Origin of the sequence: Bacteroides sp. 11BF (genome assembly GCF_019633765.1) — a bacterium.
In the GTDB taxonomy this organism is placed as follows: Bacteria; Bacteroidota; Bacteroidia; order Bacteroidales; family Bacteroidaceae; genus Bacteroides; species Bacteroides hominis.
In genome coordinates, this window is record NZ_JAFKPJ010000003.1 from 195,515 (window position 1) to 215,197 (window position 19,683).

The window sequence follows — 19,683 nt, forward strand, 5'->3', positions numbered from 1 at the left end:
TTCATTTCGGAAACAAAGCTATCAGAATCTTTGTTTGCTACCAAAGTTTAACGATTTATAATATCTATCGGATAATAGACAAAATCTATTGCGGCTTCTTAAATCTCACTTCATATACATCGTTCCGGCGATCTTTCAAGTTACGTACACTGCCATAAGTATGCAACTCATTCAGCAAATCGAGATCTACGTCCGAAACCAGGATCATTTCTGTATTCGGAGTGGCTTCAGCGCGCTTTCCGTCCGTCGGGAAGGCAAAGTCGCAAGGTGTAAATACCCCAGACTGGGCATACTGAATGTCCATGTTATGTACACGGGGAAGATTGCCTACGCTGCCGGCTATTACAACAAAACATTCGTTCTCAATGGCACGTGCCTGTGCACAGACCCGTACACGTGAATAAGCATTTTGAGTATCGGTGAGGAACGGCACAAACAGAATCTGCATTCCCTGGTCGGCCATCAGGCGGGAAAGTTCGGGAAACTCTACATCATAACAAATCAATATGCCGATCTTGGCACAGTCTGTTTCGAATGTTTTCAACTGTTTGCCCCCGCTCAGTCCCCAGCTCTTTATTTCGTCCGGAGTGACATGAAGCTTTTCATACATTTCGTAAGTTCCGTCACGCCGGCAGAGGAAACCGGCGTTGTACAACAGTCCGTCCTCTTTTATCAGCGGCATGCTGCCCGTAATGATATTGATATTGTAGCTGATTGCCAGATTGATAAAGCGGTCACGAATTTCCTCGGTATATTGGGCCAGTCCGCGGATAGCTTGTGATTCGCCTTTATCATTGTACTTTGACATCAGTGGCGCATTAAAGTATTCGGGGAAAAGCACAAAGTCGCTTTTATAGTCGGATACGGCATCAACGAAAAATTCTACTTGTTCGAAAAGGTCGTCCAAAGTTTTGTAACTGCGCATCTGCCACTGCACCAATCCTACGCGAACCGTCGTTTTGGGAGCAAGGTATTCCTGTGTAGGGGGCTGATAGTAAATGTTGTCCCATTGCAACAGGCAAGCATAATGTTTGGATTCTTCATCATTCGGCAGATAATTGGTCATCACCTTCCGAACGTGGAAATCATTGGAAAGTTGAAAAGTGAGCACCGGGTCGTAGATTTCCCGCTGGCGTACGCGGTCAATATACTCTTTGGGACGCATCTTGTCAGCATATTTATGGTAATTCGGAATACGTCCGCCAAACATGATCGCTTTCAGGTTAAGCGTTTCGCAAAGTTCTTTGCGATATTCGTACATGCGCCGTGCCAACCGTAATCCGCGATATTCGGGATGAATAAAGACCTCGATGCCATATAGGATATTTCCTTGGGCTGTGTGGGTATTGAAAGTCTCCTTCCCTGTGACTTGGGCATAAGTGTGGTCGTTCTTCACTTTATCATAATCTACAATGATAGAGAGTGCACAGCCAACGATCTTCTCGTCGACTACGGTTACAATCTGCCCTTCGGGGAAAATCTTGATTAGTTTCTCAATCTGTCCGTGTGTCCAGAAAACATCACTTCCGTCCGAATATACACGTGTAAACGATTGGGATAATTGAGCGTAATCTTCAATCTGGAGGTTACGGATCTGTACCTTATTAATTTTATGAGGATAATCCATAGTAACTTGTATTAAAAAAACGTTGCAAAGGTAAGCTTTATCTTTATAACCGGACAGCTTTCATATAATTTTATACCTTTGCACTTCATAACAACTATCAAGAGTATGCGTAAATTTATTATTTCTTTCTGCTGCTATGTTTTCTTTATTTTTACTTTGGCAGCGCAGGACAAGGCTCCGCACTACACCGTAATTGTTTCGTTGGATGCCTTCCGCTGGGATTACCCGGAGATGTATGATACCCCTAACCTGAACCAGATGGCCCGCGAAGGGGTTAAGGCAACTATGCTCCCCTCCTATCCGGCATCTACTTTCCCCAACCATTATACATTGGCTACGGGGCTGGTACCTGACCATAACGGTATTATCAACAACACTTTCTGGGATGTAAAACGGCATCGGCAATACTCCATGGGAGATCCTGCCACACGAAACAATCCCGACTATTATCTGGGTGAACCGATTTGGATAACAGCTCAGAAGCAAGGTGTAAAAACAGGAAACATCTATTGGGTAGGTTCGGATATTGCCATTAAAGGTTGCTACCCCACTTATTACCGGGAATATGCAGAAAAGCCCCGTCTTACTTTTGAGCAACGGGTAGATTCGACCATCGCTCTGCTGAGAAAGCCGGAAGCGGAACGTCCCCGTTTTGTTATGCTTTACTTTGAGGAGCCGGATGGAGTGACGCATCATCATGGTCCTCAAAGCGCGGAAGCTGCCGCTATCGTACATCGTATGGATAGTCTGATAGGAATGTTGCGACAGGGAATCGCTGCTCTCCCCTTCGGAAAAGATGTCAACCTGATTGTTACTGCCGATCATGGGATGACGGAAATCAGTGACGACCGGGTGGTAGATATGAATAAATATCTGCGTCCGGAATGGTGCGAAGCGGTAGACGGGCGGACACCGACTTCTATCTTTACCAAGCCGGAATATCGTGACTCGGTATACAATGCTTTAAAAAATGTAGCCCACATCCATGTTTGGAAAAAAGAAGAGATTCCTGCTGAGCTGAATTACGGAAGCAGTGACCGTGTTGGAGATATTGTAGTGGCTCCCGAATTGGGATGGCAATTTACCGATGTGCCGCGTGCGCTGAAAGGTGCTCATGGTTATTTTCCGCAAAGTCCGGATATGCAAGTAATGTTTCGTGCCTGCGGTCCCGACTTTAAGGAAGGATATGAATCGAAAGGTTTTGTCAATGTAGATATTTATCCGTTACTGGCGTATTTGATGAAGATCACTCCGGAGAAAACGGACGGACAGTTTGAAAGGATAAAAGACATTCTGAAAGATCTGTCTTTTTGATAATCTACTGCGTGTAGTATAGCATATTTCTGTCCAATGGGCAAGGCGGAGAAAAAAAACGCCCGGAATTTGAATCAGTCTATTTAAGAATGCAAGTCTATTGCGTATATTTATTACAATATGCACAATAGGATTGTGTTATTTTAAGCTTTATGATCGGAGTCGGCTCTAAACAGTGATCTTTTTTCTATTTTTCGCTTGTTGATCTTTTGCGCTCAAATAGAGAAAAAAGGTCTGCGTTCTTACCATTTTATAATATCATTATACCATATGGGGCAAATGTAGTAATCATCCGGATGGGATGGTTACGGCATAATGAGCAAATGCAGTAACCATTTTCTCTCTTTGCTTACTGTAATTTGTCCGAAAGCCTATCGTTCTATCCCTCTCACGTTACTTCTGAGAGGGGTAGGACTATAGGCTTCATGTTATTACGCTTCCGGTTCGCCGGATTCATAAAAAGTGCATGTCAGCAATAGATAAGTATATGCTACATTCGGTCAGTATTCAGACCATTCTGCTTTCAAAGTGGAATGGGGCAAGAATCCTCTCCCATCAATGTTTTTTCCAAAGTTTACTCATATCTTCCAATGTCTTTCCTTTGGTTTCGGGCACCCAACGCCATACAAACAGTGCGGCAATCACACAAATGACCCCATAAAGGCTGTAAGCAAACATCGGACTGAAATCATAGAGGGCAGGGAAGGTGGACGAAACAATGTAATTGAATATCCATTGAAATGCTACGGCAATGGCTACGGCTTTGCCACGGATGGTGTTGGGAAAGATTTCGGATATCAGTACCCAGCAAATAGGTCCCCACGACATCATGAAAAAGGCTGCGTATACAATTACCGACAGCACGGGAAGTATCCCCTTGACGCCCATGCTGTCGCACAAGGCAACAGCGAATGCCCCGGCCGCCATACCGATGGACCCGATGATGAGTAAGGGCTTACGACCGAAACGGTCGACGGTAAAGATGGCTACCAGTGTGAAGATAATGTTGACAATCCCCATAATGACGGTTTGCATCATTCCTCCCCCTTCGGCGCCGGCATTTTCGAATATTCGAGGTGCGTAATAAAGCACGGCATTGATGCCGATGGCCTGCTGAAAAACGGAAAGCAGAATACCGATGACAATCACTGTTGCGCCATAAGTGAACAGCTTTTCTGCCTTTTCCTGCGAAGTAGCCTTTATATCCGCCAAGATTTCTTGTGCCTTGGCGGCTCCGTTCACTTTCTTTAGAATGGAATATGCTTTCTGATCCTGATCGATCATCACCAGATAGCGGGGAGTTTTGGGTACAAAGAAGAGCAGCATGCCGAAGAAGGCAGCCGGAAAAGCTTCGGAACCAAACATGTATCGCCATCCTTCGGTTACGGTCCACATATCCGATTCGCTGCTGACGGAAAGTGTACCGGCGGCATCTTTCAGGATGATCGGATTTTGGTGGTCACCCAAAATCAAGAAGTTTACAAAGTAGACTACCAGCATGCCGAAAATAATGGCAAACTGATTGCAGGACACCAGTGTACCCCGGATATTGGATGGTGCTATTTCGGCAATATACATCGGACAGACAGCAGATGCCAGCCCCACACCGATACCACCTACGATGCGGTAAAGGTTAAAGGCTATAAGCAGGTTCATATCAGCTTTTCCATATTCAAAGAACAGGAACTCGGGGTAATATGACCCCAGTGCCGAAAGGAAAAAGAGAACGGCAGCCAGTCGCAGCGAGTTGCGGCGACCCAACCGTGAAGCAAAGATGCCGGACAATGCACCACCCAGTACGCAACCAATCAGTGCACTTGAAGAGGTGATGCCGTGCATCACTTTGTCGTATTGAAAATCTGTGGCTGTGAGGAAGAAGGCTTCGAGCCCTTTCTCAGCTCCCGAAATCACAGCGGTGTCATAGCCGAACAACAGTCCGCCCAGGATGGCTACCGATGTGATGGAATACAGGTAGAGCTTGCTACCTTCGTTGGTATGATTCATGGCATTAGCTTTTTTGAATTACGGTTTGCAGACGGAAACTGTCTGCAAACCGCATTGTACGGACTTATAGTGAGTATATGTTAACGAGCGCTTCATACAACTCCTGTTTACCACTGGTTTGTTTCGGCTCACCATTGGATTTTGCATAAGCAACAAGTTCATCCAGAGACATTTTACCTTCTTCAAATTCTTTCCCTTTACCTGTATCGAACGAGGCATAGCGTTCGGACAGCATCTTCCGGTAAGGAGATTCATTGAGCAGATTGGCTGCGCTTTCCAAAGCACGTGCCATCGCGTCCATTCCGGCAATGTGGGCAATGAAAATATCCTCCGGATCGGTAGAGTTCCGGCGGGTCTTGGCGTCGAAGTTTGTTCCGCCGTTGCCCAATCCGTCATTACGGATAATCTGCATCATGGCTTGTGTCAGTTCGAAGTTATCAATCGGGAACTGGTCGGTATCCCATCCATTCTGATAGTCGCCGCGGTTTGCATCGATAGATCCTAACATACCGTTATCTACAGCCACTGCCAGTTCGTGTTCAAATGTATGTCCCGCAAGGGTGGCATGGTTCACTTCAATGTTCACTTTGAAGTCGCGTTCCAGCCCGTGAGCTTTCAGGAAACCGATGACGGTTTCGGTGTCGACATCATACTGGTGCTTGGTCGGCTCCATGGGTTTCGGCTCAATCAGGAAGGTGCCTTTGAAACCTTGTGCGCGGCCATAGTCACGGGCAATGGTGAGCATTTGTGCCAGATGTTCTTTTTCTCGTTTCTGGTCGGTATTCAGCAGCGACATATATCCTTCGCGTCCGCCCCAAAAGACATAGTTTGTCCCCCCCAGTTCTATAGTGGCGTCAATCGCATTCTTAATCTGAACAGCAGCACGGGCCACAACATCGAAATCGGGATTGGTAGCCGCACCGTTCATGTAACGAGCATGGCTGAATACATTGGCTGTTCCCCACAATAGTTTGATACCGGTTTCGGCCTGCTTCTGCTTTGCGTAGGCAACCATCTCTTTCAGGTTGGCTTCATAGGCCTCGATGGTATCAGCTTCTGCAACCAAGTCTACATCGTGGAAACAATAATATCCAATACCCATCTTCTGCATAAACTCAAAACCTGCATCCATCTTGTTCTTGGCTGCCTGTAAGGGATCAGGGTCACCGTTCCATGAAAATTGTTTGGTTCCGCCTCCAAACTGGTCACCGCCCTCGGCACAAAGTGTATGCCACCACGCCATTGCAAACTTCAGCCAGTCTTTCATCTTGCGGCCGTTAATCACTTTCTCGGCATCGTAATAACGAAATGCCATCGGGTTCTTACTATCTTTACCTTCGAACTTAATTTTCCCTATACCTGGGAAGTACTCTTTTGTTGCCATATTATTTAAAATTTTAGGAGCTTCTCCCGCTCCTTCTTCATTTGGAGAAAGCACAGGAGACAGCTTTGATGATTCATTTTTTTATCTTATGATTATTCGTTTTCTTTATTCATCTGCATAGATCGGGCCAGGCATTGTTTCCAACGTCCATATGCATCGGCATATTCCTGTTGCCGGACCGGATCGGGTTCAACGACTTCCAGCTTGTCGAGTGACGCGAAAGCCTCTTGATGGTTTTTGTAGATGCCTGCTCCCATCCCGGCACCCTTGGCTGCGCCGACAGCACCATCTGTGTTATAAAGTTCAATGGTAGCTCCCGTCGTGCCGGCCAATGTCTCACGAAAAATGGGGCTGAGAAACATATTGGCATGTCCGGCATGGATCTTTTCGACAGGGATACCCATTCCTTCCATAATATCGATACCATATTTAAAGGAAAAGACGATGCCTTCCTGTGCCGCACGGATCAAATGCGCCTTGTCATGCATGTTGAAGTCAATACCGTGAAAACTGCAACCGGTCGTCCGGTTGCTCAGCATGCGTTCCGCCCCGTTACCAAAAGGGAGAATGCTGATGCCTGCACTGCCAACCGGAACCTGTGAAGCAAGGCGGTTCATCTCTGTATATGAGATGCCTTCCGGAGCGACATTGCGTTTTATCCACGAATTGAGAATTCCTGTTCCGTTGATGCAAAGCAATACACCCAGACGTGGATTCGCGGCAGTATGATTGACATGCGCAAAGGTGTTGACACGCGACTGCGGATCATAGCTGATTTCCCCGTTTACTCCGTATACGACTCCCGACGTTCCGGCAGTGGAAGCTATTTCACCCGGATTGAATACATTCAAGGAAAGAGCGTTGTTGGGTTGGTCGCCAGCACGGTAAGTGATCGGTGTACCTTCCTGCAATCCAAGTTCCCGGGCAGCACTCCCGGTTAATAGTCCCTGTTCGGCGAAAGTTGGCCGGATGTCGGCTATCAGAGAGGAATCGAACCCATAATATTGCATTAGGAAATCTGCCTTACGGTCATTCCGGAAATCCCAAAGCATACCTTCGGAAAGCCCTTCGACTGTCGTACAGATTTCTCCGCTCAGTTTCATGGCAATATAATCACCCGGCAACATAATTTTATCAATCTGTGCGTAAATGTGCGGCTCGTTTTCCTTTATCCATGCCAGTTTAGAAGCGGTAAAATTGCCGGGAGAATTAAGCAAGTGCGCAAGGCAAAACTCCTCTCCGATCGTTTCGAACGCCTTTTGTCCATAGGGGACCGCACGCGAATCGCACCAGATTATAGCCGGGCGCAGCACGCGCTGCTGTCTGTCTACACATACCAGGCCGTGCATCTGATAAGAGATGCCGATGGCCTTGATGTCTCCGGCAGCTATCCCCGATTCTGAAAGGACGGACTGTGTGGAGAGTTTCAGATTCTCCCACCAGTCTTCCGGTTCCTGTTCTGCCCATCCGGAGCGTACGGCAATAATGCCTGCCTCCGTTTTCGGAAAGAATGCGGAAGCGACGCATTTGCCTGTCCCGGCATCTACCAAGCTCGCTTTGACAGACGAGCTGCCTATGTCATACCCTAATAAAAACATGATCTTGTTTATTAATTAATTTGTGATTTAAAATAAAATCTCCATAAGACTTACCGTCTTACCTTATTATATATCTTTTTGTCGAATTTATAATAGCGGGCTGCCCGGTGGGCCACTCCGGTTTGTTTTTCTTCCAATGGTACGACGTACTCCATCAAGGCTATCTTTTTATGGAAGTTGCGTACATCCACTGCTTTGTCGTATACCAGTTCGAACAAGATCCGAAGTTGGGAAGCGGTAAACTTGCGCGGCAGCAGATCAAACAGCATCGAAGGATTGAACTCCACAAATTGCCGGATATAAATCAGCGCTTCTCTGATAATCAGATTATGGTCAAAAGCCAACGTCTTTATGTCTTTCAGTGCCACCCAACAGGCCTGGAACTCATCCAGGTTTTTGTCCAACGCCCGGTCTATCTTTACCATCGATAGATAAGCTATGGTGACAATGCGCTCTACTTTCGATTGCATTGCCCGTTCCAACCAACGCACATCTTTAGGATTGCTCGTCCGGTTCTTAGAACCAAATGCTTTAAATTGCATCAGGTTGACGCTCCGGATACCTGTCAGTTCGAATAAAACACGTTGTGCTGCTTCGTCCAGGTCTTCATCCATGTAGATCAGACTCCCGGGAAGCTTCATATCATGGTAAACTTCTCCGTTTTCCTCTCCTACCCGCTTAATCAACAGGACTTTGAGTTGCTCTCCGTCAAAACCAATCACTACACAGTCTACTGAGATATGATTGTTTGCCAATGGGGTTTGTTTCGGTATGTCATGCATAATATTTAGTCTTTGAACATTGCAAATATAGAGATATTCTCATCTGGTAAGCAATTAAATTATATGCTATAAAGCATTGTTTTTCATATATATACATATCGTATGTTTTACACTAAGGAGTATTCATCTTATTGTATAGACAACAATATGTATTTCTACCTTCCAGGAAAGACAGTAATTGTAGAAAGTACAAAAAGACGGGGATACTTTATAATCAGCTCTTTCGATTGATGGCAGACCATTGGTTTTACGGCGGACTTATTGTATTTTATAAGGTGTGTCATTTTGTATCTTCTTTGTTTTTATCCTATCTTTGTTGTAGAATTATTAAAAAAAACTAAAATGAAACGTTATCCGGTTGTTCTTTCTATTGCCGGTTCCGATTGTTCGGGAGGGGCGGGTATACAGGCAGATATTAAAACGATTTCTGCTCTGGGCGCATACGCGGCATCGGTGATTACCGCAGTCACCGTACAAGATACAAGGGGAGTGAAGGCTGTACACACGGTTCCCGCCGGGATTGTGCAGGGACAGATTGAAGCGGTAATGGACGACTTATGTCCAGATACTCTGAAAATAGGTATGGTAAGTGAACCGCTCCTCGTAAAAGTGATTGCGGATTGTTTACGGAAATACCCTCACCGCCCGGTGGTTTATGACCCCGTTATGGTGTCTACCAGTGGGCGGAAATTAATGACTGACGATGCAATACAGTTGATTAAAGAAGAACTTATCCCGCAAACAACCCTGATAACTCCCAATCTGGATGAAACGGAAGTGCTGACAGGAATGAAAATAACCACAGTGGAAGAGATGATAGATGCGGCCCGGACGCTCTCCACGATGTATCATACTGCGGTATTGGTGAAAGGAGGACACTTGCAGGGAAACGAAATGCAGGATGTATTGTTTGCGGGCGGAAACACCTATATATATAAGGAGAGAAAAATAGAAAGCCGGAATTTACATGGTACCGGATGTACTCTCTCTTCTTCAATCGCCACCTATCTGGCATCAGGACTTCCAATGGATCAGGCAGTAGGCAAAGCTAAAACATATGTCAGCAGGGCCATTGATGCCGGAAAAGAAATAATTGTCGGTCATGGCAACGGCCCGTTGTGTCATTTCTGGGGACCGGAAAAAGCCAATATATGGGAAGATAAAGAAGAGGAATAAACCGAAAAACGCTTCTCTATTGCACAATTTTGTCAATTCTGTGCTATCATATTGCAAAAATATATAACTTTGCACCCGCAAATTAAATTAAAAAACAAAAATATGAAAGCATTTGTATTCCCCGGTCAAGGCGCCCAGTTCGTAGGTATGGGCAAAGACCTGTATGAAACTTCAGCTTTAGCAAAAGAATTGTTTGAAAAAGCAAATGATATCCTGGGATATCGCATTACAGATATTATGTTCAACGGTACTGACGAAGACCTCCGTCAGACCAAGGTTACCCAACCTGCTGTATTCCTTCATTCTGTTATCTCTGCGCTTTGCATGGGGGAAGATTTCAAACCGGAAATGACTGCCGGACACTCATTGGGTGAGTTTTCTGCATTGGTTGCTGCCGGTGCTCTTTCTTTTGAGGACGGTTTGAAACTGGTTTATGCACGTGCCATGGCAATGCAGAAGGCTTGTGAAGCTACTCCTTCTACAATGGCTGCCATTATCGCTCTGCCTGATGAGAAAGTAGAAGAAATCTGTGCGGCTGTTGCTGCCGAAGGCGAAGTTTGTGTACCGGCTAACTACAACTGTCCGGGACAGATTGTAATTTCCGGATCTGTACCGGGAATCGAGAAAGCTTGCGAACTGATGAAGGCAGCCGGAGCAAAACGTGCACTTCCGCTGAAGGTAGGTGGAGCATTCCACTCTCCTCTGATGGATCCTGCCAAAGTAGAACTGGAAGCTGCTATCAACGCAACCGAAGTCCACACTCCGAAATGTCCGGTTTACCAGAATGTGGATGCTCTGCCTCATACAGATCCGCAAGAAATCAAAAAGAACCTGGTTGCTCAATTGACAGCTTCTGTACGCTGGACTCAAACCGTAAAGAATATGGTTGCCGACGGTGCTACCGACTTCACAGAATGTGGACCGGGCGCCGTATTACAAGGGCTGATCAAGAAGATCGACTCTACAGTATCTGCTCACGGAATTGCATAAAAGTCTTTTTGAAGACTTTCCTATAATACAACACCGAAACTCTTTCTATAGGGTTTCGGTGTTACTTTTTTAAAATAACATATCCGATATCTTGATTTTACAATCTTCCTTCTGGTTTTAAGGAGATATCCAGTTGCCTTTATACCCATTTTGCACAAGTGAATCCGATGGGTGGACATATCTGGCGTGTCCTGAGTACTTTGCAACCTTTTTGCCTATGCTTTTGTTATAATTAGAAACAAACCTATTTGTCCAATGAAAGTACACGAATATCAGGCAAAAGAGATTTTCTCCTCTTACGGAATACCTGTCGAAAGACATGCTTTGTGCCATACTGCAGACGGCGCTGTAGCCGCTTACCACCGTATGGGTGTAAACCGGGTTGCAATTAAGGCACAAGTATTGACCGGGGGCCGTGGAAAAGCCGGTGGGGTAAAACTTGCCGATAACGACAGAGATGTCTATCAATATGCTCAAACGATTTTGGGGATGACCATTAAAGGATATCCCGTAACCAGAGTCCTTCTTAGTGAAGCCATCAATATCGCCGCAGAATATTATATCAGTATTACGATAGATCGTAATACACGTTCTGTTGTACTGATCATGAGTGCAGCCGGTGGCATGGACATTGAGGAAGTGGCTCGTCAATATCCCGAAAAAATAATGCGTTACAACATTGATCCTCTGGTCGGGATTCCCGATTATCTGGCACGTAAATTTGCTTTCTCTCTATTCGAACAAGCAGAGCAGGCCAATCGGATGACAACCATTATTCAAAACCTTTACAAAGCATTTATTGAAAAGGATGCCTCACTGGCTGAGATTAATCCATTGGTACTTACCCCTACGGGTACATTACTGGCAATTGATGCGAAAGTGGTGTTTGATGATAACGCACTTTACCGTCATTCGGATTTGCAGAAACTATCAGAACCTACAGAAGATGAAAAGCTTGAAGCTATTGCCAAAGAGAGGGGATTCAGTTATGTCCGTATGGATGGCGAAATTGGCTGTATGGTTAACGGAGCCGGTTTAGCTATGGCAACCATGGATATGATTAAACTTTATGGAGGTAATCCGGCAAATTTTCTTGATATTGGCGGTAGCTCGAATCCTATCAAAGTAATAGAAGCAATGAAATTATTGCTGGATGATAAAAAGGTAAAGGTTGTCTTTATCAACATTTTCGGTGGCATCACCCGAGGTGATGACGTGGCTATCGGACTATTGCAGGCATTTGACCAGATACATACGGATATCCCTATTATTGTACGACTAACGGGTACGAACGAACGTATGGGACGTGAATTATTGAGTAAAAATAGTCGTTTTCAGGTAGCACAAACAATGGAAGAAGCTACTCGGATGGCTGTAGAATCATTAAAAAAAGAATCGATATGAGCATACTTATTGATAAATCCACCCGGCTCCTGGTACAGGGAATTACAGGCAGGGACGGACTCTTTCATGCAAAAAAGATGGCTGAATATGGAACTAATGTAGTGGGTGGCACATCGCCCGGAAAAGGAGGCACAATGGTAGATGATACCTTTCCGGTATTCAATACCATGTATGAAGCTGTCCGTCGCACACAGGCCAATACATCTATTATTTTTGTACCGGCCCGTTTTGCTGCTGATGCTATTATGGAGGCTGCCGACGCAGGTATCCGATTGATTATTTGCATTACAGAAGGAATTCCGACACTGGACGTGATAAAAGCCTATCGGTTTGCTGAACAGAAAGGGGCAAAACTGATTGGACCAAACTGTCCGGGGCTTATCTCTCCGGGGAAAAGTCTGGTAGGTATTCTTCCCGGACAGGTATTCAGTCCGGGCAATATAGGAGTGATAAGCCGAAGCGGAACACTGACTTACGAAATCGTGTCACATCTCACAGCCGAAGGTATGGGGCAATCCACCGCTATCGGCATGGGAGGAGATCCTGTTGTTGGACTTTATTTCCGCGAATTATTGGCAATGTTACAGAATGATCCTCAAACAGATGCTATTGTTATGATTGGTGAGATCGGAGGAAATGCAGAAGAACTGGCCGCAGCATATATTCGTAAACATGTAACTAAACCTGTAGTAGCATTTATTGCAGGGCAATCTGCCCCGCCGGGCAAGCAGATGGGACATGCCGGAGCCATTATATCCGGAAGTTCCGGTTCTGCTGCCGAAAAAATTTCAGCATTGGAGATTGCAGGAATCAGGGTCGCCGGCGAACCTTCGGAAATACCGGACCTGTTAAAGGGTCGTTTTTGAACAAATCATTTTAATTCATCAAACTTATAGACTTAACGATATGAGCAGGCGCAAGGAATTAGAGCATGAGGTATCTCTTGCTCAGGAAAGAATTAAGAAAGCTCCCAAAGATACCCCCAGAGAGATACTGAAGATATGGGAGCAAGAGTTAGTTGATCTGGAAGTGGAACTTAATAATTTGGTCGACGACGAGGAAGATAATAACGATTGAATCACTTTTCTGCATAATAAAAGGCCCGTACAAAAATTGTACGGGCTTTTTCAAAGGAAATAGAATACTCCCGGCTACCTTCGGGAATGGCTACGCATAAAGGGTGTACGGCTCCCTCACTTTATCAGTTGTATAACATTTATAATAAGACGGTATTTTATCTACTTTGTTCCGTTTTCATCCATCTTTTAACTATTTATTTTCACATTTACTCTTTGTCGGGTTATTCTTTGATAAGATGTAACAGGATTATCCTGCAATCATTGACATACATCAAAAACAAACAGTTTAAAACAGCCTTTTTATCCTACGTCAATTCAATCGTCATATTTCTCCCTTACATTTGTAATGTTTTCAAGGTATAACATAAAAATTTGAGATTATGAAATGGGTAAAAAGATTGTTGGATAGAATCGGTAATTCCGATTCTATGATTTGGGGCTATGTAATGCTCCATGAATAAAGGATTATAAAACAGAGTTTGATTGAAAAAAACGTTTGAAAAAGGAGGCCGGGATTATCGCGGACTCCTTTTTTAGTTAATCCCCCTTATTATTTGCACAAATATGGTTTATTTTACTCTTCTTGTTCCAAAGCCGGATTATCCGGTAAAGAGTACTTGAGATTTACACTAAAAAATGCAAAACCAGAATAAAAACATGACTTAAAAATTCTGTATTTGAATGTTTTTCTGTATATTAGGAACATAACCAAATAATGTAAAATGGAATTAGAAACAATTGGAGAAAACGCCGGCAAAGTATGGCGCACCCTGAATGAAATGAGGGGAAAAATATCTATTCAGGAACTTAGTCGGAAAATTAACCTCAGCGCTGAAGATGTTGCACTTGCAGTAGGTTGGTTAGCCAGAGAAAATAATATTTTTATTCAGAGACACAACTACCTGCTATATGTCAGTCATGATGCTTTCTGATTTTACTTTAAGAGAATTGACTGTCAGAGTCTAAGAAATATAATAGGGATTATTCGATCAGGATAATCCCTATTATATTTCTTACGGTTTAGGACAAGTATGCGTGTCACTCTCCTTCCTAAAAATTAAATTTGTCAGAAAATAAGCTAACTCTACCATCATGATGCCAATGGTAGCACCGGCCAATACGTCACTTAGCCAATGACGATTGTTTAATTGGCGTGTGAAGCCGGTAACAACAGCCGGCAGGAAAGTGGCAATGGTGGCTAAAGGAGTCTTGAAGCCATATTCTTTATATAAAAGAGTAGCAGCCGTAAAAGCAGTAGCCGTATGGCCTGAAGGGAAGGAAAGAAAATCCGAACCGTCTGGACGGAGAACACCCGCCAATGATTTCATGGAGATGACTACTGCTCCCATCAAGACATACGCAAATGCAGTTGAAACGAGCATACGTTTCCAGTCACTACGACTTTTTACTCCTGCAAGTTTCAATATAAACATGACAACAATCGGTAGATAGGGTAGAAAATCATCATACCGATATGCAAAAGTCGAAGCATGCATATTCCGCAGATGATAGATATAATGATCTGCACTTGTCAATAACCCGGCCCGCAGGGCACATACTATAAGGGTACAGGCAAATAGCCAAAGTATTAATTTACGTGGACTCATTTCGTTCTATTATAGGTTTATAGTATATGCCTACAAAGATAATTCTTTTGATGCAGAAGACATTAGGAACAATTAATATGAAAATATTATTTGTCTTATTATAACATTCATATTAATAAATATTCCAGGAGCAGCAAAGATCGAACGAAAGTAGATAACTCAATCTGTCAAATATCAGAAAAACCGGAGCCCTACTTCTGCTGTTACATTTTACAATAAATAGAAGCAGGCATTATTCTCAAAAGCATTGCTACATATCTCCACCTTCTTGAGATGTATACAACTTTTCTTTTCCGAAAGATCGCCCGGTATATCTGTTGTACGGCTTTCTGTAGTGGAGTGACCCAAAACAACCCCTCTCCTTTAGCCATCGCTGTATCTACGAATCCTGGGCGTATGTCCGTAATGTGAATGGGGTAAGATAGCTTGGCTGCTTTCTTCCTCAAGCCTTCCGTATAATTGATTTGATAGGCTTTCGAAGCATTGTATGCCGGTGCTATTCCTTCACCACGCATCCCGCCTACAGAGGAAATTGTAACCAGATGCCCCGATTCTTGTCTCTGGAAAAAATAAAATGCCCAGTCTGCTACATTGGTGAATCCGATAACATTGGTCAAAAGAGTCGGTCTCTCTAAATTATAATCGAGCTCAGGGTTTAGTTCCCCTACCCCCGAACAGAACACGAGTATATCCATACCTCCCATTCTGTCCACAAGATTATTGAGTTGCCGGATTGTATCAGTTTCCTTTGTAACATCTGATATGGTATAAAAACAGTTTTTATTTTGTGAACAAAGCTCTTGCAGTTTATTTTCCCTGCGTCCCGTTATGCCAACCATATTCCCTTCCTGAATAAACCGTTCTGCCAATCCTCTGCCGATCCCGGATGTAGCTCCTATTATGATAACCTTTTTCATTTTTATTCTTTTTAATGCTTACACAAAGGTATTGGGATCGGAACAAATGAATCTTGACTGAAATCAAGATTTTATTTTTGTACTAACTTTCTTCGAAGACGGCTGAGTGTTTCCGGACATATCATCAGATAGGATGCCAGTTCCTTCAATGAAATCAAATTCAACAGTCCGGGACAACGTTCAAGTATCTCCCTATATCGTTCTTCGGGCGTCATGCTGTACATCGATATCATCCGTTCATATACTTCCCATAACAATATTTCAGCTATATGTCTGGCCAATTTCAGATTCGTGTCGTCCCGGTCATAGAATTCCTCTAACTGTCTGTTGTTTACTATATAAACAGTGCAATTACAAATGGCTTGTATATCTACATTTGAATTATCTCCTAAACGGAATGCCGGATAATTACCCACAAACGAGTGTTCGAATGTATAGCCTACAATTTTATTTTCTCCCCGACTGTTGGTACAGCAATAGCGGAAAGAACCTTCTGCCACATACCCCATCAATTTGCAGGATTCATTTTGTCGACAAAAGAAATCTCCTTTTTGATATTGGGTAAGTTGCCCATTTTGAAGTACAAAATCTGTAATGGGGGCAAAGTTAACCTTCGATGTATACTTATTGAAATCTTTTGCTTCTTCCATGATATAATTTCATTTTGAAGTGCGAATATAAATAATGCGGACTGAACTATGATACTCAATCCGCATTAAAATGATCTTTTGGGGACTTTATCCGCAATGGAAGTACTTGCTTACTAATGCCAGCATCTCCTCCGGTTTGCCCTGTATCTCTATACGCAGGGTAGCATCATTATAGCTTCGTAATCTACTGATAATGCCATCAATCATAGCAGGGCTGAATACATTATACTGTTCAAATACAGTCCGTTGTTTCTGTAAGCAGTCTGCTGATGCCGCACAGCTATCCGGTAGTTGTGCTAAGTTTTTCAGTTTATCAACATTTTCTTTCTGATGGATATTTACGTTAACGTATGTCTTCTCTGCAATGGTTAAGGCGTTGTCTATCTCAAAACCGTGACGACAGGCCACTGCAAGTCCTGCCAGTAATTGATAGAGATCGGCTGATCCGTCCGGTGAACGCATTTCCACTGTCTGCTTTTGCGTCGTATCATAGTGGCTGTCCAACTCCAATGGATTGGCTAACGCACACATATCTGTCTTAGCAGACCATCCCAATGGAACTCGTACCAATACAGAACGGTTTCGATCGCCCCAACAAACATTAGTCGGCGCCTCTTGATGTGGTACAAGCCGGAAATATGAAGTAGGATTTGTATTTCCGAAAGCCGTGATGGATGGGGCAAGCAGCATCATGCCCGCAATGGCTCTACGAGCTGTATCAGAAAGAATCCCACCTTTTAGCATCTGGTTCTGTCCGTCTTTCATCATGCGCATATGGATATGTAATCCGGATCCAGCTTTGCCCACTGTAATTTTCGGAGCAAATGTAATATCATAACCATATTGGTAAGCTAAGTTGCGGATAACCCATTTGGCTATTATCAATTGGTCGGCAGCATCTTCTGCACGGACTGGCAGAAATTCTATTTCATTTTGCTCGTAGACTTTATCATCAAGCATAAAATTACCGACTTCAGAATGCCCGTATTTTATTTGTCCTCCCGTTTGAGCTATGTAAGACATACATTGTGTACGGAAATCATTGAATTTAGCATAAGGTCCTGATTCATGATAACCGCGCTGATCGGTTGCCGGAAACATTCCGTCGTCCTCGGCAATCACATAATACTCCAATTCTCCCATAGCCTGAAACTCCATGCCTGTTACTTCCGTAAACGCTTTACAAGCTTTGTGTAAGGTATATTCGGGAGAACTTCCCAGAGGTTCTCCATCTTTATTAAAGAAAGAGCAAAGCATCACGAGTGTAGGTAATTCTGCAAATGGATCAACGAATGCAGTACGGAAGCGTGGAATTACATACAAATCACTGCTCCCTGCCTCTATAAAAGGAAACAGGCTTGATCCATCCACTCGTTCACCACAAGTCAGGATAGCATCCAGATAGGCAGCATTGTTTATTACAAAATTCAATGTTTTAAGTCGTCCGTCCGCAGCAGGATACATAAAGTTGACCATGCGGATTTCATTTTGTTGGATATAGGAAATAATATCTGCTTTTGTAAATTCAGCAGCAGGCTTGTGCAAAAATGTCACCAGATGATTGGGACTCATTAATAATTCTTGATTCATCATACGTTGATTGTTGTTTCATTAATTATTTGGGTTAACAGATTATTTTATGAACCAAAGATACACAAAAAGTTAGCAAATCAAGATTTATTCCCATGAAAAATAATAGCTCCCTCTCATCCGCTGACGATTCGGCTATTCTTTAATTTAGACTCACTCCTATGCTACTTACTTCTTTGTTTTTTATACCTTTGCATCCGATTTTAAATAAGGTATAGAATATATGGTACAAAATCAGGTCCAACCGGTTCGTAGGATTGCATTTCCTATATTGATCGCATTAAGTATTTCTCACTGTTTAAATGATCTTTTGCAGGCTGTCATTTCGGCTGTATATCCTCTCTTTAAAGAAGATCTCTCGTTAAGTTTTGCTCAGATTGGATTGATAACTCTTGTTTACCAGATGTCCGCTTCCGTGTTTCAACCACTGACCGGTCTCATTTTTGACAAACGTCCTATAGCATGGTCACTTCCCATCGGAATGAGTTTCACACTGGTAGGTATGTTGAATCTGGCTTTTGCATCCAATTTACACTGGTTGCTTGCATCCGTTTTTATTATTGGAATCGGTTCTTCTGTCCTTCATCCCGAAGCATCACGTATCACCTTTTTAGCTTCAGGAGGAAAACGGGGATTAGCGCAATCACTCTTTCAGGTGGGCGGCAATTTGGGCGGATCATTAGGCCCTTTGTTAGTGGCGTTGTTAGTGGCTCCTTACGGCAGGCATTATATTGCTTTGTTTGCAATTCTTGCTTTAGCGGCTATCTGTGCAATGTTCCCTATTTGTCGTTGGTACCGGGCCTATCTGAACCATCTTAAAAAACGTCCCATACTTGCAAGAACCTATATTGAACGCCCGCTCTCTCCAGGCAAAACAGTATTTGCCATTACGATACTGATGATCTTGATCTTTTCTAAATATATTTATATGGCGAGTCTGAACAGCTATTATACTTTCTATCTGATACATAAGTTTAATGTAAGTATTCAGCAATCACAACTCTTCTTATTTGTATTTCTGGTAGCTACTGCCATCGGTACATTAATGGGAGGCCCTATCGGTGATAAGGTCGGGCGCAAATATGTAATTTGGGGATCAATCCTTGGCACAGCACCGTTTAGTTTGTTGATGCCACATGCCGGACTTGTATGGACTGTACTTCTTAGTTTTTGCGTCGGACTGATGTTATCGTCCGCTTTTCCCGCTATTTTGCTTTATGCGCAGGAACTGCTTCCTAATAAATTAGGGCTGATTTCGGGACTCTTTTTTGGATTTGCATTTGGTGTTGCCGGTATTGCCTCTGCTGTCCTTGGCAATATGGCCGATAAATTTGGAATCGATGCGGTATACAATGTTTGTGCATTCATGCCGTTATTAGGATTGGTAACTTGGTTTTTACCGGATTTAAAAAAAACGAAAAAAGAAAAATAAGAATAATTGAAAAGTAGTCTGTATCTGCTTTTTATATTTGAATAAATAAAATCCGGAAGCACTTTTCCGGATTTTATCCTTTTTAATGCTATTTTCTACCAGTTTTTTTCTTATATCAATTCTCCCTCT

The 19,683-nt window shown here is 43.4% G+C and carries 17 protein-coding genes; 8 read left to right on the forward strand and 9 right to left on the reverse strand.

The window, feature by feature from the left end; all coding sequences use genetic code 11:
- Positions 1–85: 85 nt before the first annotated feature.
- Positions 86–1,627: a carbon-nitrogen hydrolase family protein gene (locus JZY04_RS04190; RefSeq protein ID WP_005777718.1), complete on the reverse strand. Its 1,542-nt coding sequence runs from the start codon at positions 1,625–1,627 to the stop codon at positions 86–88.
- A 105-nt stretch (positions 1,628–1,732) separates the two neighbouring features.
- Between JZY04_RS04190 and JZY04_RS04195 the strand changes: the two genes are divergently transcribed.
- On the forward strand, positions 1,733–2,941 hold the full coding sequence (locus tag JZY04_RS04195) for a nucleotide pyrophosphatase/phosphodiesterase family protein (RefSeq protein ID WP_022012728.1): 1,209 nt from the start codon (positions 1,733–1,735) through the stop codon (positions 2,939–2,941).
- A gap of 555 nt (positions 2,942–3,496) precedes the next feature.
- On the opposite strand, the gene xylE is transcribed toward JZY04_RS04195, so the two are convergent.
- The 4 genes from xylE to JZY04_RS04215 all read right to left on the reverse strand — a co-directional run bounded on the left by xylE (position 3,497) and on the right by JZY04_RS04215 (position 8,709).
- Entirely contained in the window at positions 3,497–4,945 is a 1,449-nt protein-coding gene (xylE, locus tag JZY04_RS04200; RefSeq protein ID WP_022012729.1) for a D-xylose transporter XylE, read from the reverse strand.
- A gap of 64 nt (positions 4,946–5,009) precedes the next feature.
- Complete coding sequence (gene xylA, locus JZY04_RS04205; RefSeq protein ID WP_122142200.1) at positions 5,010–6,329, reverse strand: xylose isomerase; 1,320 nt, start codon at positions 6,327–6,329, stop codon at positions 5,010–5,012.
- A gap of 92 nt (positions 6,330–6,421) precedes the next feature.
- A complete protein-coding gene (locus tag JZY04_RS04210; protein WP_122142096.1) occupies positions 6,422–7,927 on the reverse strand; it encodes a xylulokinase in 1,506 nt (501 codons plus the stop codon).
- Positions 7,928–7,977: 50 nt separating this feature from the next.
- Complete coding sequence (locus JZY04_RS04215) at positions 7,978–8,709, reverse strand: NUDIX domain-containing protein (RefSeq protein ID WP_005806044.1); 732 nt, start codon at positions 8,707–8,709, stop codon at positions 7,978–7,980.
- Between the two features lie 342 nt (positions 8,710–9,051).
- Between JZY04_RS04215 and thiD the strand changes: the two genes are divergently transcribed.
- The 6 genes from thiD to JZY04_RS04245 all read left to right on the forward strand — a co-directional run bounded on the left by thiD (position 9,052) and on the right by JZY04_RS04245 (position 14,290).
- A complete protein-coding gene (gene thiD, locus JZY04_RS04220; protein ID WP_122142095.1) occupies positions 9,052–9,885 on the forward strand; it encodes a bifunctional hydroxymethylpyrimidine kinase/phosphomethylpyrimidine kinase in 834 nt (277 codons plus the stop codon).
- 102 nt (positions 9,886–9,987) lie between these two features.
- A complete protein-coding gene (fabD, locus tag JZY04_RS04225) occupies positions 9,988–10,875 on the forward strand; it encodes an ACP S-malonyltransferase (protein ID WP_022012733.1) in 888 nt (295 codons plus the stop codon).
- A gap of 255 nt (positions 10,876–11,130) precedes the next feature.
- Positions 11,131–12,279, forward strand: a complete 1,149-nt coding sequence (sucC, locus tag JZY04_RS04230) for an ADP-forming succinate--CoA ligase subunit beta (protein ID WP_122142094.1) — start codon at positions 11,131–11,133, stop codon at positions 12,277–12,279.
- On the forward strand, positions 12,276–13,145 hold the full coding sequence (gene sucD, locus JZY04_RS04235; RefSeq protein ID WP_122142093.1) for a succinate--CoA ligase subunit alpha: 870 nt from the start codon (positions 12,276–12,278) through the stop codon (positions 13,143–13,145). The genes sucC and sucD overlap by 4 nt, the downstream gene beginning before the upstream one ends.
- Before the next feature lie 40 nt (positions 13,146–13,185).
- Positions 13,186–13,356, forward strand: a complete 171-nt coding sequence (locus JZY04_RS04240) for a hypothetical protein (RefSeq protein ID WP_005806034.1) — start codon at positions 13,186–13,188, stop codon at positions 13,354–13,356.
- 724 nt (positions 13,357–14,080) lie between these two features.
- Positions 14,081–14,290, forward strand: a complete 210-nt coding sequence (locus JZY04_RS04245; protein ID WP_005777689.1) for a winged helix-turn-helix domain-containing protein — start codon at positions 14,081–14,083, stop codon at positions 14,288–14,290.
- A gap of 81 nt (positions 14,291–14,371) precedes the next feature.
- On the opposite strand, the gene JZY04_RS04250 is transcribed toward JZY04_RS04245, so the two are convergent.
- The 4 genes from JZY04_RS04250 to JZY04_RS04265 all read right to left on the reverse strand — a co-directional run bounded on the left by JZY04_RS04250 (position 14,372) and on the right by JZY04_RS04265 (position 18,122).
- Entirely contained in the window at positions 14,372–14,965 is a 594-nt protein-coding gene (locus JZY04_RS04250; protein ID WP_122142092.1) for a phosphatase PAP2 family protein, read from the reverse strand.
- Positions 14,966–15,168: 203 nt separating this feature from the next.
- Positions 15,169–15,882: an SDR family NAD(P)-dependent oxidoreductase gene (locus tag JZY04_RS04255; RefSeq protein WP_122142091.1), complete on the reverse strand. Its 714-nt coding sequence runs from the start codon at positions 15,880–15,882 to the stop codon at positions 15,169–15,171.
- A gap of 71 nt (positions 15,883–15,953) precedes the next feature.
- Positions 15,954–16,532, reverse strand: a complete 579-nt coding sequence (locus JZY04_RS04260) for a Crp/Fnr family transcriptional regulator (protein WP_181996308.1) — start codon at positions 16,530–16,532, stop codon at positions 15,954–15,956.
- Between the two features lie 87 nt (positions 16,533–16,619).
- Positions 16,620–18,122: a glutamine synthetase family protein gene (locus JZY04_RS04265; protein WP_122142199.1), complete on the reverse strand. Its 1,503-nt coding sequence runs from the start codon at positions 18,120–18,122 to the stop codon at positions 16,620–16,622.
- 223 nt (positions 18,123–18,345) lie between these two features.
- Here JZY04_RS04265 and JZY04_RS04270 point away from each other — a divergent pair, with 223 nt between their 5' ends.
- Complete coding sequence (locus JZY04_RS04270; protein ID WP_005777683.1) at positions 18,346–19,554, forward strand: MFS transporter; 1,209 nt, start codon at positions 18,346–18,348, stop codon at positions 19,552–19,554.
- Positions 19,555–19,683 lie beyond the last annotated feature (129 nt).